The sequence below is a fragment of the Corallococcus sp. CA041A genome (assembly GCF_003612075.1).
Taxonomy (GTDB): domain Bacteria; phylum Myxococcota; class Myxococcia; order Myxococcales; family Myxococcaceae; genus Corallococcus; species Corallococcus exiguus.
This window is the reverse complement of record NZ_RAWF01000128.1, coordinates 1-13,762: the sequence shown is the minus strand read 5'-3', so window position 1 is coordinate 13,762 and position 13,762 is coordinate 1. Positions and strand designations below refer to the sequence as shown.

Annotated in this window: 11 protein-coding genes; 3 read left to right on the top strand and 8 right to left on the bottom strand. The window is 69.4% G+C overall.

Features of this window, described 5'->3' with window-relative positions; translation table 11 throughout:
* Positions 1–116: 116 nt before the first annotated feature.
* Positions 117–824 (bottom strand): hypothetical protein, encoded by a 708-nt coding sequence (locus D7V77_RS22690; RefSeq protein WP_120578381.1) that lies wholly within the window; start codon positions 822–824, stop codon positions 117–119.
* A gap of 118 nt (positions 825–942) precedes the next feature.
* Between D7V77_RS22690 and D7V77_RS22685 the strand changes: the two genes are divergently transcribed.
* On the top strand, positions 943–1,776 hold the full coding sequence (locus D7V77_RS22685; protein WP_233597164.1) for a hypothetical protein: 834 nt from the start codon (positions 943–945) through the stop codon (positions 1,774–1,776).
* A gap of 12 nt (positions 1,777–1,788) precedes the next feature.
* Positions 1,789–3,099 (top strand): M18 family aminopeptidase, encoded by a 1,311-nt coding sequence (locus tag D7V77_RS22680; protein ID WP_120578379.1) that lies wholly within the window; start codon positions 1,789–1,791, stop codon positions 3,097–3,099.
* 101 nt (positions 3,100–3,200) lie between these two features.
* Here D7V77_RS22680 and D7V77_RS22675 read toward each other — a convergent pair whose 3' ends face one another.
* Entirely contained in the window at positions 3,201–5,330 is a 2,130-nt protein-coding gene (locus tag D7V77_RS22675) for a M4 family metallopeptidase (RefSeq protein WP_120578378.1), read from the bottom strand.
* A gap of 371 nt (positions 5,331–5,701) precedes the next feature.
* Between D7V77_RS22675 and D7V77_RS22670 the strand changes: the two genes are divergently transcribed.
* Entirely contained in the window at positions 5,702–6,286 is a 585-nt protein-coding gene (locus tag D7V77_RS22670) for a DUF2378 family protein (protein WP_120578377.1), read from the top strand.
* A gap of 44 nt (positions 6,287–6,330) precedes the next feature.
* Here D7V77_RS22670 and D7V77_RS22665 read toward each other — a convergent pair whose 3' ends face one another.
* The 6 genes from D7V77_RS22665 to D7V77_RS22640 form a co-directional block, all read right to left on the bottom strand.
* Positions 6,331–7,230, bottom strand: coding sequence for a formyltransferase family protein (locus tag D7V77_RS22665; RefSeq protein ID WP_120578376.1), 900 nt, complete (start codon positions 7,228–7,230; stop codon positions 6,331–6,333).
* Positions 7,231–7,232: 2 nt separating this feature from the next.
* Positions 7,233–8,420, bottom strand: coding sequence for a GNAT family N-acetyltransferase (locus tag D7V77_RS22660; protein WP_120578375.1), 1,188 nt, complete (start codon positions 8,418–8,420; stop codon positions 7,233–7,235).
* Positions 8,417–9,685, bottom strand: coding sequence for a GNAT family N-acetyltransferase (locus D7V77_RS22655; RefSeq protein ID WP_120578374.1), 1,269 nt, complete (start codon positions 9,683–9,685; stop codon positions 8,417–8,419). The genes D7V77_RS22660 and D7V77_RS22655 overlap by 4 nt, the downstream gene beginning before the upstream one ends.
* A 39-nt stretch (positions 9,686–9,724) precedes the next feature.
* Complete coding sequence (locus D7V77_RS22650; RefSeq protein ID WP_120578373.1) at positions 9,725–11,002, bottom strand: sterol desaturase family protein; 1,278 nt, start codon at positions 11,000–11,002, stop codon at positions 9,725–9,727.
* Positions 11,003–11,031: 29 nt separating this feature from the next.
* Positions 11,032–12,333 carry an aminotransferase class I/II-fold pyridoxal phosphate-dependent enzyme gene (locus tag D7V77_RS22645; protein WP_120578372.1) on the bottom strand — a complete coding sequence of 434 codons (1,302 nt, stop codon included), beginning with the start codon at positions 12,331–12,333 and terminating at the stop codon, positions 11,032–11,034.
* 327 nt (positions 12,334–12,660) lie between these two features.
* The gene (locus tag D7V77_RS22640) at positions 12,661–13,674 is read right to left on the bottom strand and encodes a serine protease (RefSeq protein ID WP_120578393.1); all 1,014 of its coding nucleotides are present in this window, start codon (positions 13,672–13,674) and stop codon (positions 12,661–12,663) included.
* Between the last annotated feature and the right edge of the window lie 88 nt (positions 13,675–13,762).

Genomic DNA, 13,762 nt, shown 5'->3' with positions numbered 1-13,762 from the left:
ACGGGAACTCCTTCACCACGGGTGGGGAATGGAGTGTGTCTGGACTTGAGCCTGGAACGCCAGCTCAAGCCCGGCACGTCAGCCATTCCCCGACCCGGGAATTCCCGGATGCCGTGTCAGTACCGCCCGCCGCCCACCGCGGAGACGAGGGCGGACAGGACGCGGTTCTCCACGCCCCAGACGGCCTTGTTCACGCCCTTCACGCCCGCGCCGCGCATGTAGTCCGTGAAGTCGTGCAGCGCGGTGGAGCGCTGCATGCGCTCGCCGCTGGCGGCGTAGAGCAGCGGCGTGTTCGGCGCGCCCGTGAGGCCCAGGTCCGGACAGGCTTCGGACAGCGCCGCCCGGTCGATGCCCGTCACCGCGGACATCATGGCCACGGTGAAGTGGTGCACGGGCAGCTCGCGCGCGTTGGGCACGCGCTCCAGCACCTTCGCGCGCGTCTTCGGGTCGGTGGCCAGCTGGGGCAGCGTCACCCGGGACATCTCCAGGATCTGCTCGTTGGTGATGTGCTTGTTGTCCAGGATGGCCCGGTCAAACAGGCTCTGCGGCGTGTCACCCTTGATGGTGATGTTCACGTCGGACATGCGCTGACGCATGGTCTGGATGGCGCGACCCACCTCCGTGTTGGGACCGCCGCGCCAGGACCCCGGCGTCGCCTGCACCGGCGCCATCGTCGCGCGGGTCCGCGCCAGCTCCGCGCGGTTGAGCACGTCCGCGCGAGACGCCGCGGTGGCCTGGTTGGTCCGGGCGGGCTGCGCGGCCGGCGCCTGCGTGCGGGCCGGAGCGACGGAGGGAGCGGCGGGACGGTTGCGGATCTCGGTCATGGATGTGCCTTCTACCCTGGACTTCGGAGTACCGGATTATCGCAGGGAGGGCAGGGGAGTTGCCTTGCGCGGCCCCCTGGCGCGTGCGTTCCGCCTACGTCCCGGTATGGTGCGCGCCATGTCCCCGCGCCTACCCACCCAGTTCGCCGATCTCCTCACTCCGAAGGGCCGACGCATTCTCGAAGGCCGAGACTCCGAGACGTGCGGCGCGCTCCTGGACCCCACGAGGCCCTTCATCGCGCTGCAGGGCGTCATCGACGTGAAGAAGGCGGCGGCTGCGCGGGACATCCTGGATGCCGCGCTGCGTGACACGCTCGTGACCATGGAGGACCCCATCCCCGAGGACTCCATCTCCGGCATGGTGGAGAACTACACGGAGGCGCTGCCCAAGACGGTTCGCGTGCGGACCGCGCTCCTGGAGAGCCGGCGCTCGCGGTCGTGGCGCGCGGCGGAGGCGGTGGGGCTGAGGGCGCTCCTGCGCTCGGACACGTTCGCGGCCTTCGCGGCGACGGTGAGCGGCCGGCCGCTCAAGCGGGGCTGGGGCATCCAGGTGCTCTGCTACGGCCCGGGCGACTACACGGGCCCGCACAATGATCACCACCCGGAGGAGGCGGACGCGCGCGACGGCTACGTGGACATGCACGTGAGCCTCACCCTTCCCGCCGTGGACCACCAGTACCTCGTGTACGCGAAGGACGGGCACTTCTCCGAGCTCACCAAGGTCAGCACCGTGGGCGGCGTCACCGTGTACCGGCTGCCCTTCTGGCACTACACGACCCCGCTCGCCGCGAAGCCGGGCAAGGAGGACGCGGCGCGCCGCTGGGTGCTCCTGGGCACCTTCCTGGATGCCGCGCCCGGGACGCGCCCTTCCTCCACCGTCCTGCCGGCGGGCGCCCCTCCGCCTGTCCGGGCCGTGACAGTCGGACGTGGCACCGGGGCCGGACGGCGTTAGCGTGCCGGGCCCATGAGCCCGACTGACATCGACACGCAGGCCAACGACCTCCTCCAGTACATCGACGCGTCGCCCACGCCGTACCACGCCGTGCGCGAGACGGCGCGCCGCCTCACCGCCGCGGGCTTCCGTGAGCTGGACGAGCGCGAGTCCTGGTCGCTGAAGCCCGGTGACAAGGTCTTCGTCATCCGCGGCGACACGAGCATCGCGGCCTTCCAGCTGGGCACGAAGCCCGTGGACACCACCGGCTTCCGGCTGGTGGGCTCGCACACGGACTCGCCCAACCTGCGCCTCAAGCCCAACGCGGCCGTCAACCGCCACGGCTACCAGCAGCTGGGCGTCGAAATCTACGGCGGGGTGCTGCTGCACACGTGGACGGACCGCGACCTGTCGCTCGCGGGCCGCGTGGTGGCGCTGCACAACGGCCGCCCCCAGCATCACCTGGTGGACTTCCGCCGGCCGCTCCTGCGCGTGCCCAACCTGGCCATCCACCTCAACCGCGGCGTCAACACGGAGGGGCTGAAGCTCAACCCCCAGGATCACATGGTGCCGGTGCTGGGCCTGGAGAGCGCGGGCCCCGCGGAGCTGAAGACGCTGCTGGTGGAGGAGCTGGGCCGCTCGGGCGTGAAGGCCGCCGCGGACGACCTGCTGGGCTACGACCTGTGCCTCTACGACTTGCAGCCGTCCACCCGCTCCGGCCTGCACGGTGAGTTCCTCCACGCGCCCCGCCTGGACAACCTGGCCAGCTGCCACACCGGGCTCACCGCGCTCTTGAAGGACACCGGCCCGCGCGAGGCCACGGTGGGCGTGGTGCTCTATGACCACGAGGAGTGCGGCAGCCGCAGCGCGCAGGGCGCCGCATCGCCGTTCCTGAAGGACCTGATGGAGCGCATCGTCCAGGCGCACTCGGATGGGCGCGCGGACGCGTTCCACCGCGCCATCCGCCGCTCGTTCATGGTGAGCGCGGACATGGCGCACGCGGTGCACCCCAACTACGCGTCCATGCACGAGCCCAAGCACCAGCCGCAGCTGGGCGGTGGCCCGGTCATCAAGTCCAACGTGAACCAGTCCTACGCGACGGACGGCGAGTCGTGGGCGCACTTCGCGGCGCTGTGCAAGGAGGCGGGCGTCACGCCGCAGCACTTCGTCACCCGCACGGACCTGGGCTGCGGCAGCACCATTGGCCCCATCTCCGCGGGGCAGCTGGGCATCCGCACGGTGGACGTGGGCAACCCCATGCTGTCCATGCACTCCATCCGCGAACTGGCCGCCGCGTCCGACGTGGCCCGCATGGTGGCGGTGCTGTCGCGCTTCTTCGCCTGAGCCCGGGCGCCTGACGGCGCCATGAGCGGCAAAAGAAAGAGGCGGGCCCGGTGGTGACACCGGACCCGCCTCGGATGTTTCAGGAAGCTTTCAGCGGAAGCCTAGTTCACGCCCACCGCGGTCCAGGCGTCCTTCACCTTCTGCACCTGGTTGGAGTCCGCGCCGTACAGGTCCGTGGCGGACTTGATGGTGGCCTCGCGGGCCTGCGCGAACGTCGTCTTCGGCGTCATGTACGTGGTGAGGGCGCGGCCGAAGATCTTCAGGCCGTCCTCCATGCCGATGCCGCCCTTCACTTCCAGGCCGGACGTCTTGTTCTTGCCGCCCTCGACCAGCAGGTAGAAGGCGTTGTTGGAGATGCCGCTGGAGCCGTGCACCTCCGTCTGCTTCGGGTAGTTCTTGTAGTTGTCGACCGAGTAGTTGTCCTTGGTCGGGTCGTTCATGTAGCGCAGGCCGTCCTCGGAGTCGCCGTTGTTCGGCGTCCACGCGGCCTCGCCCACGGTCCAGTTCCACTTGGCCTCGGGGTTGTTCTGCGCCGCGTACCACTCCACGCCCGTGCCGATGATGTCGGAGAAGGACTCGTTCAGGCCGCCGGACTCGCCGCTGTAGATGAGGCCCGCGGTGCGCTCGGTGAGGCCGTGCGCGATTTCGTGGCCCGCGATGTCCAGCGTGGTGAGCGGGCCGGACTGCTTCCCGTCGCCGTCGCCGTAGCTCATCTTCTCGCCGTCCCAGTACGCGTTCACGTAGTTGTTCTTCACGTGCACGTAGTTGACGAGCTTCTCACCGGCGCCGTCGATGGAGTCACGGCCCAGGACGTTCTTGAGGAAGTCGTAGGTCGTGGCCGCGCCGTAGTGCGCGTCGATGCCGGCCTTGGCGCGCGCCGGGTCGGTGGCCTCGCCCCACTTGTCGTTGTCGTCGGAGATCTTCGTCTGGCCGGACGCGGTGGACTTGTTGTTCGCGTCGTAGGTCACGATGCCCTTGCCGCGCGTCGAGTCCTCCAGCGAGTACGTGCCGTCCGCTTCCTTCTTGGTCTTCAGGTCCACGTGGCCGCTGTACATCGTCAGGTCGTCCGCGGTGCCCGTGGGCGGGTTCTGCGGATCCGTCGGAGGCGTGGTCTCCTTCGCGGTGATGTTCAGGCTCCAGTTGTTCAGGGTGCCCGTGTCACGCGCGGCCTTGTCCTCGACCGTGACCGTCCACTCGCCCTTGGCGCTCTCGCCCTTGAAGGCCTCGGAGAGGTCGAACGAGCCCGCGATGTCGTCCTTGGAGCCGCCCTTGCGGTCCTGCAGCACGGCGGACTTGCCGGAGGGGCTGGTCACGGTGACCTTCAGGTCGCCGCTCCAGGTGTGCTTGATGTTCAGGTCCACGGACAGCTTGTCGACCGTGACGCCGTCCGGGATGTTGATCTTCGACTGGACCTGACCCTTGTCCGGGATGGCCACGTTCGGGCTGGCCGTGCCGTTGACCTGCAGCTGCGCCGCGGCGGACTTCGACCAGCCGCCGATCTTGTTGAAGCTCTCCAGCACCTTCCCCGTGTTGGCGTCGATGATGTAGTTCTGCTTCTTGGGCTTCTCCTGCCCGGCGATCTGCGTCACTTCCACCTGGTAGGCGGAGTGGTACTTGCCTTCCGCGTCCTGGTAGATGACGCGCTCGGAAGAGGGCTGCTTGTCGGCCTTGCCGCCCAGCTCCTTCTTCGCGATGTCGATGGCCGCCTGCGGGGCCAGCTTCGGCTTCTGCGTCCCCAGGCCCGCGGGGATGGGGTTCTGCTCACCGGTGACGCTGGACACCTTGCCGTCCGTGCCCAGGTGGCTGATCAGCTGCTCGCCGAAGACCTTCACGCCTTCGTGAACGCGGTCCAGGCGAACGTGGGTCATGCCCAGCTCGTCGACTTCCACGCTCTTGGGGGCCAGCGTCGGGCCGGTCTTGTTCGCCGCCAGCAGCGACGACGCGGTCATCGGCGGGGTCAGGGCCTTCAGGGACGTCTGGATGGCCTGCTGCGCCTCCTTGCTGTCCAGCGCGAGGCGGCCGGTCTGCGCGGAGGTGGCCCCCGTGGAGGACGACTGGGTCGTCGCGGAGGCGGCGGCCGTGGGCTGCGCGCCAGCGGCGGCGCCCGTGCGGGAGACGGACTCGAAGCCGTCCTTCACGCGAAGAACGTTCTTGGCCTTCGCCGTCGTCGAGGTGTCGGTGGTGGGGCGGAGAGAAACGGGCGTCGAACCGTCGGTGCGGCGAATGGTCATGAATCACTCACGCTGCAAGGGGGATGAACAATTCTCGCACGGGGGCTCCGAGAGTTTCCGATGGCTCAAAGAAGTTAACGCGGCATCCCAGAAATCGGAGGATACCGATGGTAGACTTCCTGTGAATTCAACGGTTGACACAGAAATTTTGCTTTCAGTAGGGGTCCATTGCGACCCGAATTCCTGAAATCCCTGATGCGAGCCGTCATGGAACAGCGCGAGGCGGGCGGGAAAATTCGCGAGAAATACTTGGAAAAGTACACCTGAGCGGCAACCAGGCGAGCAGGCCCGGCGCGTGGAGACTGATACAGTGAGACACGGTTTCCCGGCCGGGTTGGTGCGGGGGCTGGACCCTGGGGGGGTTGGAAGACATGGAGACGTGGATTCATCCGGAGACGCGGGAGGCCCCTGGCCTGCCGCTGCTGATGGTGCGGGTGCCGCGCCGGAACTTCGAAGGGCTGTTCGAGCACGCGCTGAGGCCGTCGGGTCCGTTCGCGCAGGCGCTGCGGGACGTGGGCTACGACGCGGACACGGTGGAGGAGCGCCTTCCTCTAGAGGTGTGGCGCGCGTCGCTGGCGGTGGCGCGGCGGCATGCGTGCCCGGGCCTTCCGAGCGAGGACGCCAACCGCGTGCTGGGCACCCACTACGTGGAGGGGTTCGCGCAGACGCTGGTGGGGCGCATCTTCGCCGCGGCTGCGCCGCTCCTGGGCGCGGAGCGGTGCCTGGCGCGGCTGCCCACGTACCTGCGCGCGGGCCGCGAGGACATGAAGCTGATGCTGGAGCCGGTGCGCGCGCGGGAGTGGCGTGCGCGCGTGGTGGACTCGGATCCGCTGCCGGACTTCGTGGCGGGCGTGATGGAGCAGGTGCTGCGCCGTACGCGGGTGCTGCCGCGCGTGGACGTGCTGGAGCGCTCCGAGCACACCTATTCGCTGCGGATCCGCTGGGACGAGGCCTGAGCCGCGCGCCTCCCGCCGGAGGACGGCTCCGGCGGGGGAGGGGCTCAGCGGGCCGCGGTCCTCAAGGGCTCCCCGGCGAAGGGGGGCACGTCCCGCGTCGTCGGGTCGGTGGGGTCATCGAAGCGTAGGAGCCGGCGGAAGTCCTCCGCGCGCCAGAACACCTGGCCCGCCGTGTGGAAGCGCTCCAACTCCTCGCGCGTGGGCCAGGAACGATAGGGGTAGCGGGCGCGGGTCACGTCCATGGCGTGCGAGGGGGGCGTCTGGCCCTGCGCGAGCGCCTCCACGTGCCGCTTGAGCAGCCACACCCCCGCCGCGGTCGCCTTCACCGTCAGCGCCAGATGGGAGTCCGACGCGGCGCGCGTGAAGGCGGACTGGCCATACACGTCCCCTGCGTCGATGCGCGCGGTGGTGCGGTGGAGCGTCGTTCCCACCTCCGGCACGCCGTTCAGCATCGCCTGGAAGATGGAGTCCACGCCGCGGAAGTCCGGCAGCAGCGACGGGTGGATGTTCAGGCACCCGTGGCGCGGCAGGCCCAGCAGCGGCTCGCGGAGGATCTGATCGCACATGCTGGTGACGACGAGGTCCACCTCCTGGCGGCGCAGCGACTCGACGGTCTTCTCCCCGGAGAAGTCGTCGCTGACCGTGAGGGGGATGCCGTAGGCGCGCGACAGCTGCTGGAAGCTCATCAGCCCGCCGCGAGGGGCGCCGAAGGGCAGCAGCGTTCCCCCGAGCCCCGCGAGGACGTTGTAGCCGGTGAAGCGCGCTCCGAACTGCCGCAGGAAGACGGGCAGGACCTGGGCCGGGGTGTAGCGCTTCTTCTGGAAGCGCAGGCCCCCCGAGGACAGCAGGATGCTGGTGGGCACGAGCCCCCCGCGCCGCACCAGGGTGTTGGCGAAGGCGAGGGACATGATGGACGGGATGCAGCCATAGGCGAAGCGGATCATGGTCACGCGGCCTTGTGGGAGGGGGGCTGCTGGCCGTCGTCGGGCGTGGAGACGCGGAAGCGGCGTCGCTCCTCGGGCTGCTTCTCGCTCAGCAGCAGCGGCAGCAGCGGGTTGATGAGCGGCCGCAGCCAGGGGGATTGCAGGCGCGCGGCCATGGTCATCCCCTCCAGCTCCGCGCCCACGGTCTGCTTGACGAAGTAGCTGGTCAGACCCAGGTCCGCCACCCGGCACCCGTGCCGGGCCGCGTGCTCCAGCTCCTTCCAGAGCAGCAGGTAGTACGCGGGGGTGCCCTCCGTGCGCGCGTAGTCCATGCCAATGAGGAAGGGGTTGTGCACCCCGCCGCCCGTGCCCGTGAGGATGAAGGCGATGAGCTGGCCCTCCTGGGTGCGCAGCGTGAGGAAGCTGCTGGTGGTGGGCATGCGCTCCGCGATGGTCTCGAAGAAGGCGCGCGGGAAGGGGTTGCGCTTGAACTCCGAGGCGCCCTCGTGGACCTGGAGGTAGAGCGGGTAGCACGCGTCGATGAGCGGGCGGAAGTCGCGCACGCGCTCCACCTGGAACCCCAGCGCCTCCGCGTCCTTCAACTTCTTGCGCAGGTTCTGCCGCGACTTCTTCTTCAGCCGCTGGAAGTGCTCCTCGCTGCTCATCCCGTCGAGCGTCACCATCGCCATGGGGTGGTTGGCCACCGGCTTGAAGCCCCGCTCCAGGAACCACGACTGCAGCCGCAGGTCCTCCGGCAGCCCTTCCATGAAGTCGCGCACCAGCAGCAGCGCGGAGTTCGTGCAGACCTCGTCACAGGCCTCCAGCAGCGCCTGGGCGAAGTCGTGCTCCGACAGCTTGCGCGCGTCGTACCACCAGTGCCGCTGCGCCGTTTCGAACGTGCCCACCATGCCCAGGCCCAGGGACAGGAAGCCCGGCATCACCCGGCGCACCCCCTTGGCCAGGGCGCCCACCCGGTCCGGCATGAGGAGGGTGAGGTCCAGGCGCTCCTCGGTGATGACGGCCAGGCCGACGACGTCCTCGCCCTGGGACATCACCAGGTAGCCGAACTTCCGCTCCGGAAACGAGTCCTCCAGGCACGACAGGAAGGCCGCGCTCTTGAAGGGGTGGCCCTGGGCCAGCTTCTCGTCCCAGAGCGCCTGGGGGACGTGCTGGATGCTGGAGTGGATCCGCGTGGTGGTGGCCGTGCTCATTCCTCGCTCCCGTCGTCCAGCCGCTCGAAGTGGATGCCGTGACGGGCCAGGCCGTCGTCGTTCTCCTTCATGTCCCGGAACACGCGCTGCGAGCGGGGCAGCGGCGTTGGCGGGAACAGCTCCGCGCCGAAGCGCTTCAGCAGGGCGTCCAGCACTGGGTTCGTGTGGTGGACGGCCAGGTAGAGCCGGTCCACCACCGCGCCGATGCTCGCCTTGACGGCGTAGCTCGTCTGGCCCAGCTGCACCACGGCCTTGCCGTGGGCCTCCAGCACCTCCACGATCTTGTAGATGCTGTTGAAGTACAGCGAGCCCTCGTCCCGCAGGCGGTAGTCCAGCCCCAGGTAGATGGGGTGCACCCACTCGTCGTCCTTGAGGAACAGCTCGAAGGACACCAGCTGCTCGCCCTTGAAGCACAGGAGGGCGAAGACGCGCTCGCCCAGGAGCGCGGGCAGCCGGGCGAAGAAGTCCACGCTGAGCGTCTCGAAGCGGATCTTCGAATGGTTCAGCACCTGGAGGTACAGCGGGTGCATCTGCGCGGCGTAGCGGGAGAAGTCCGCGACCTGCTCCCAGCGCATGCCCGCCTCCTGGACGCGGGCCATGCGGTTGTTCATGAGGGAGCGGTACTTCTTGCGCAGCCGCTCCCGGTAGGTGCTCTTCCCGGGCTCGCCCAGGTAGAGGTAGGTGGTGGCGGCGCTCTCCACGAAGGCGAAGCGCGGGGACAGCACGTCCCGCACCTCCGGCAGCAGCCGGGTGGTGAGCTCCTTCATGAAGACCAGGCCCAGCTTCAGGTGCCGGGCCCGGGCCACCACCTCGTCGGAGATGGCCCGCAGCACGGCGTCACGGCGCGGCTTTGGCAGGTCCGGGCGCACGCCCAGCAGGTCCTTGCAGATGGCGATGGGCGTTCCGATGACGAAGGCGTTGAGGAACAGGAAGCCCGGCAGGACGCGGCGCACCTGGGAGACGACCTTGTTGACGTTGTCCGGCGCGATGACCGTCAGCGACATCCGGAAGCGGAAGCACGGCACGACGGCCAGCACCTCGCCCGCGCTCCGGACCTGGAGGTAGTGGAACTGCACGTCCTCGATGCTGGCGGCCTCCGTGGCCTGGTGCAGTTCGTAGGCCTGCATCACGTCAGAGGTGGGGAAGCAGGTGTTCCAGGCCTCCCGGCCGATGTCCTGGATGGAGGAGACCCAGCGGAGTTCGAGCGGCCCTGGAGGGGCATGGGGCGCGGGAGCGCTCCCGATGGCGGTGGCGGACGCGGTCATGACGTGTCGTGCGAAGGAGGTGCGGAAGGGAAGGGGACTTCAGGCGGCCAGCGCGCCCGGGGCCCGGGAGGCCGGGGACGCGCCTTCCTGGAACATGGGCCGGAAGCGCAAGAGCCACAGCGAGCCGAGGACGGGGTGCAGGAGCAGGGGCAGGACGCCCATCAGGGGCAGGCCTTCCATCAGCGCCAGGGCGGGGATGAACAGCGCCACGCAGGCCAGCCGCGCGCACTCCATCCGCCAGGCCCAGGGGCGCGAATCCATCAGCACCCCCAGGGTCCAGGTGCTGACGAGGACCAGCCCCAGCGCCAGGACGCGCGCGGCCACGCCCAGCGTGTCCAGGTGCCACGCCACCAGGAGGATTCCGGCGGCGAGCACCAGGAACTGCGCGAAGCAGTAGGCGGCCACGGGCCAGGGCAGCCTCGGGTCGTACTTCTGGAAGGTGGCGGACGGCCCGTCATCCGCGTCGTGGAAGCGGTCCGCGCGCAGGGAGGGGGGCGTCCAGCCTGGACCGCGGACGATGCACAGGAGCTTGTCGGACACCCGCTCGCAGGCGGCGGCCTTCTGGAAGAGCTCGCCGAAGTAGTGGAAGTGCGCGGTGAAGGGGTTCCACGAGCGCAGGCCCGCGCGCAGGCCATAGACGGGAGGGTGCTCCGGCAGCTCCGGCTGGTAGGTGCCGAAGAGCAGGTCCCACACGACCAGGATGTTGCCGTAGTTCTTGTCGATGTACGGCGTGTTGCGGCTGTGGTGGACGCGGTGCTGGGACGGGGTGACGAGCACCTTCTCCAGGAAGCCCAGCGGCGGCACGTAGGTGTTGTGGATGGCGTACTGGAACACGAGCTGGAGGCTGGTGATGCCCAGGAAGACCTCCGGCGAGACGCCCAGGAGCGCCATGGGCACGAAGAAGGGCCACGTGGTCAGCTCACCCAGGGCGCTCTGGCGTACCGCCAGGCCGAAGTTCATGTCCTCGCCCGAGTGGTGGACGACGTGGATGCCCCACATCCACGCCATCGTGTGATGCAGGCGGTGCGCCCAGTAATAGAAGAAGTCGTAGGACAGGAACGCCAGCACCCACGTCCACGCCGAGTCATTGCGCAACGCGAGGAGCGCGTGGTGCTGGTGCACGTACCCGTAGAAGACGAACGTGGCCCCGGCGATGACGACGCTGCCCAGGACGGTGAGCAGGCTCATCGTCACGTTGGTGATGAGGTCGTTGAGCCGGTACGCCGGCCGCCGCCGCAACAGCCCCACCACCAGCTCCAGGAGGATGGGGGTGAAGAACACGGGCAGCCCGTAGAGGAGCTGTTCCTTGAGGTCCATGGGAGCGCGTCCTGGGAGGGGGGAGGGCGTCAGGTGCCGGTGCGCGCCAGGGCCGGGTCCTGCTGCTGGACGCCCAGCTTGCGGCTGCAGCGGTCCAGGGTGTCCAGGAAGCGGTCCAGGTCCGACTGCGTCAGGTTGGCGCTGACGTTGATGCGCAGCCGCGTCCGGTTCTTGCTCACCGCGGGGTAGCCCACCGGGTTGACGTAGATGCCTTCCTCGTGGAGCAGCCGCGTCAGCTCGAAGGTCTTCTCGTAGGCGGGCATCAGCACGGGGATGATGGGGGACTCGCTGTTCATGCAGTCCAGGCCCATGGCGCGGATGCCGGCTCGCAGGACGTTCTCGTTGTAGTGCAGGCGCTGCTGCAGCTCGGGCTGCTCCTGGAGGATGCGGATGCCCTCCAGCAGGCCCGCGGCGATGGGGGGCGGCAGCGAGGCGGAGAAGATGTAGCCGTTGGAGCCGAAGCGCAGCAGGTCGATGGTGGCCTTCGTGCCGGCGGCGAACCCGCCGATGCCCGGCAGGCCCTTGCTGAGGCTGCCGGTGAGCACGTCCACGCCGTGCTGGAGGGCGAAGTGCGCCGGAGTGCCCCGGCCGTGAGGGCCCATGGCCGCGGTGGCGTGCGCGTCATCCACGAGGACGAAGGCGTTGTGCGCCTCCGCCAGCGCCACGATGCCCGGCAGGTCCGCCACGTCGCCGTCCATGCTGAAGACGCCGTCGGTGATGATGAACTTGCGCTGCTCGGGGGCCAGCTTCTTCAGCGCCCCCTCGATGCTGCGCAGGCTCTTGTGCCGGAAGGTGCGCACGTCCGCGCCCGACAGCTTCAGCCCGTCGATGATGGACTGGTGGTTGAGCATGTCCGACAGCACGACGTCGCCCTCGCCGCACAGCGCGGACAGCACGGACAGGTTCGCCGCGTAGCCGCTGCTGTAGGTGATGCAGTCCTCGAAGCCGAGGAACTCCGCCAGCGCGCGCTCCAGCTCCAGGTGCAGCTCGCAGGTGCCGTTGAGCAGCCGCACGCCGCTGACCGTCGTGCCGTAGCGCTTGAGGGCCGCCTCCGCCGCGGCCACCACGCGCGGGTGCCCGTTCAGGCCGGAGTAGTTGTAGGAGCCGAAGTGGAGGACCTCCCGGCGTCCGCGCGAGGCCGCCTCCCGGCGGGTCGGGCTGAGGCTGACGCTCGCCTCGCGTCCCGGGATGCCGTGGAACACGCGGCCGATGACGTCACAGTGGTGGTTGTCCACATAGTAGTGGACCGCCTTCTGGACCTCCTGGAGCCGGGCGGAGCCCACGGTGAGGTCGCGGTTCTTCACGAAACGGGGAGGGGCGGTGATGTCCATGGACGTTGCTTCCCAGGCCACGGCGCAAGGATCCCCTGCCTTCGGGCGCCCCTCTCCCGTGCGCGCGTGCGGCGAACGCCACGGGCGATGGAAAGCGAGGCCTCGAGGGCGGTCCGGGTACGGGGAGCCGCTGCGCGTGGACGGTTCAAACTCAGGTGTGAGTGCAGGGACGTACCGGATGGCCACGCTGCCGAGACCCAGGTCGGGTGCTCGCCGCAGTCCCCCTGCCGTGGCGACTTCCAGTTATCCAATGATAAGCAGATTGTCAAAGCATGGCTGCTTATTGTGTTTTTGCTGGAATTGCTCCGCGTGTATCGGGTCGCGACCCTAGTTGAGGTACGTCTTCGGCGGGGGGCGCTTGTTGGCGGGGGTGAGTGGCGCCGGGCGCGCCTGGCGCCACCGGCCGATGACGTCCATCAACCCGTCGAACGTGTCGCGCAGGGCCCAGGCGCGGTCCTCCACGTCCTTCAGGCTCTCGCAGCGCAAGAGGCCATCGCGCAGCGCGCGCTGGACGCCGGGGCAGTCGTCGCGCTCGTCGATGAGCTGTTCGGCGGTGTGCGCGTAGAGCCGGTAGCAGCCCTCCACGTCGCCCCGGTTGTAGGCGGGCGCGCCCACGTTGATGGCCTGTCCCAGCAGTGAGGCCACGGACTCCACGGCCGGCGTCGCGCAGCCCTCCAGCAGTCCCACGGGGTGCTGCGGCACCTGGCGCACGCGGGTGGCGCGCTGCCGGGGCGCGTCCAACGCGGACAGCGGACGGGGCGGGCCGGGCGTCTTGAGGAGCGGCGCGATGTAGCGCACCGGGATGACCAGCCCCAGCGCGCGGCCGTTGGCGAGCGCCGCGGTGGCCAGCCCCACCACCTGCCCGCGCGCGTCCAGCACCGGCGAGCCCGACGCGTCCTCGGGCAGCGTGCGGGACAATTCCAGCAGGGTGAGCCATTCGCCCAGCACCTGCACCGCGCGGACCTCCAGGGTGCGCGCTTCCGGGGAGCGGTCCGCGTGGGCCTGGACGACGTTCAGGGCCTCGCCTTCCGAGGGCAGCGTGGCCGGGCCCAGCGAGAGGGCGGGGACCAGGTCCGGAACGGACAGGCACAGGACGGCCAGGTCGCGGCGCTCGTCCACGGCCGTCACCTGGACCACGGAGGAGCGCAGGCCGTCCGGCAGCACGGCGGTGATGGCGCGCGCGCTGGCCACCGCGTGGAGGCTGGTGACGACGTGGCCTTCGGAGGAGATGACGAAGCCCGTGGCGGTGTGGCTGCCCAGGTCCAGCAACACCAGGGAGGCACTCGTGCGCCGAAGGGCCTCTTCGGCCCGCGCACGGCGTGCCTGGACGTCGTCGGACATGGCCACCCCCGTTCGGCCGGCATTCCCACGGGATGCGTTCCATGTGACCGGCTGCATCACGTTGTATCAGCCTGCCCGCTCCCCACCC

Coding starts and splice junctions, on each gene's coding strand:
- D7V77_RS22690 (WP_120578381.1), bottom strand. CDS start 824: ATGACCGAGATCCGCAACCGTCCCGCCGCTCCCTCCGTCGCTCCGGCC.
- D7V77_RS22685 (WP_233597164.1), top strand. CDS start 943: ATGTCCCCGCGCCTACCCACCCAGTTCGCCGATCTCCTCACTCCGAAG.
- D7V77_RS22680 (WP_120578379.1), top strand. CDS start 1,789: ATGAGCCCGACTGACATCGACACGCAGGCCAACGACCTCCTCCAGTAC.
- D7V77_RS22675 (WP_120578378.1), bottom strand. CDS start 5,330: ATGACCATTCGCCGCACCGACGGTTCGACGCCCGTTTCTCTCCGCCCC.
- D7V77_RS22670 (WP_120578377.1), top strand. CDS start 5,702: ATGGAGACGTGGATTCATCCGGAGACGCGGGAGGCCCCTGGCCTGCCG.
- D7V77_RS22665 (WP_120578376.1), bottom strand. CDS start 7,230: ATGATCCGCTTCGCCTATGGCTGCATCCCGTCCATCATGTCCCTCGCC.
- D7V77_RS22660 (WP_120578375.1), bottom strand. CDS start 8,420: ATGAGCACGGCCACCACCACGCGGATCCACTCCAGCATCCAGCACGTC.
- D7V77_RS22655 (WP_120578374.1), bottom strand. CDS start 9,685: ATGACCGCGTCCGCCACCGCCATCGGGAGCGCTCCCGCGCCCCATGCC.
- D7V77_RS22650 (WP_120578373.1), bottom strand. CDS start 11,002: ATGGACCTCAAGGAACAGCTCCTCTACGGGCTGCCCGTGTTCTTCACC.
- D7V77_RS22645 (WP_120578372.1), bottom strand. CDS start 12,333: ATGGACATCACCGCCCCTCCCCGTTTCGTGAAGAACCGCGACCTCACC.
- D7V77_RS22640 (WP_120578393.1), bottom strand. CDS start 13,674: ATGTCCGACGACGTCCAGGCACGCCGTGCGCGGGCCGAAGAGGCCCTT.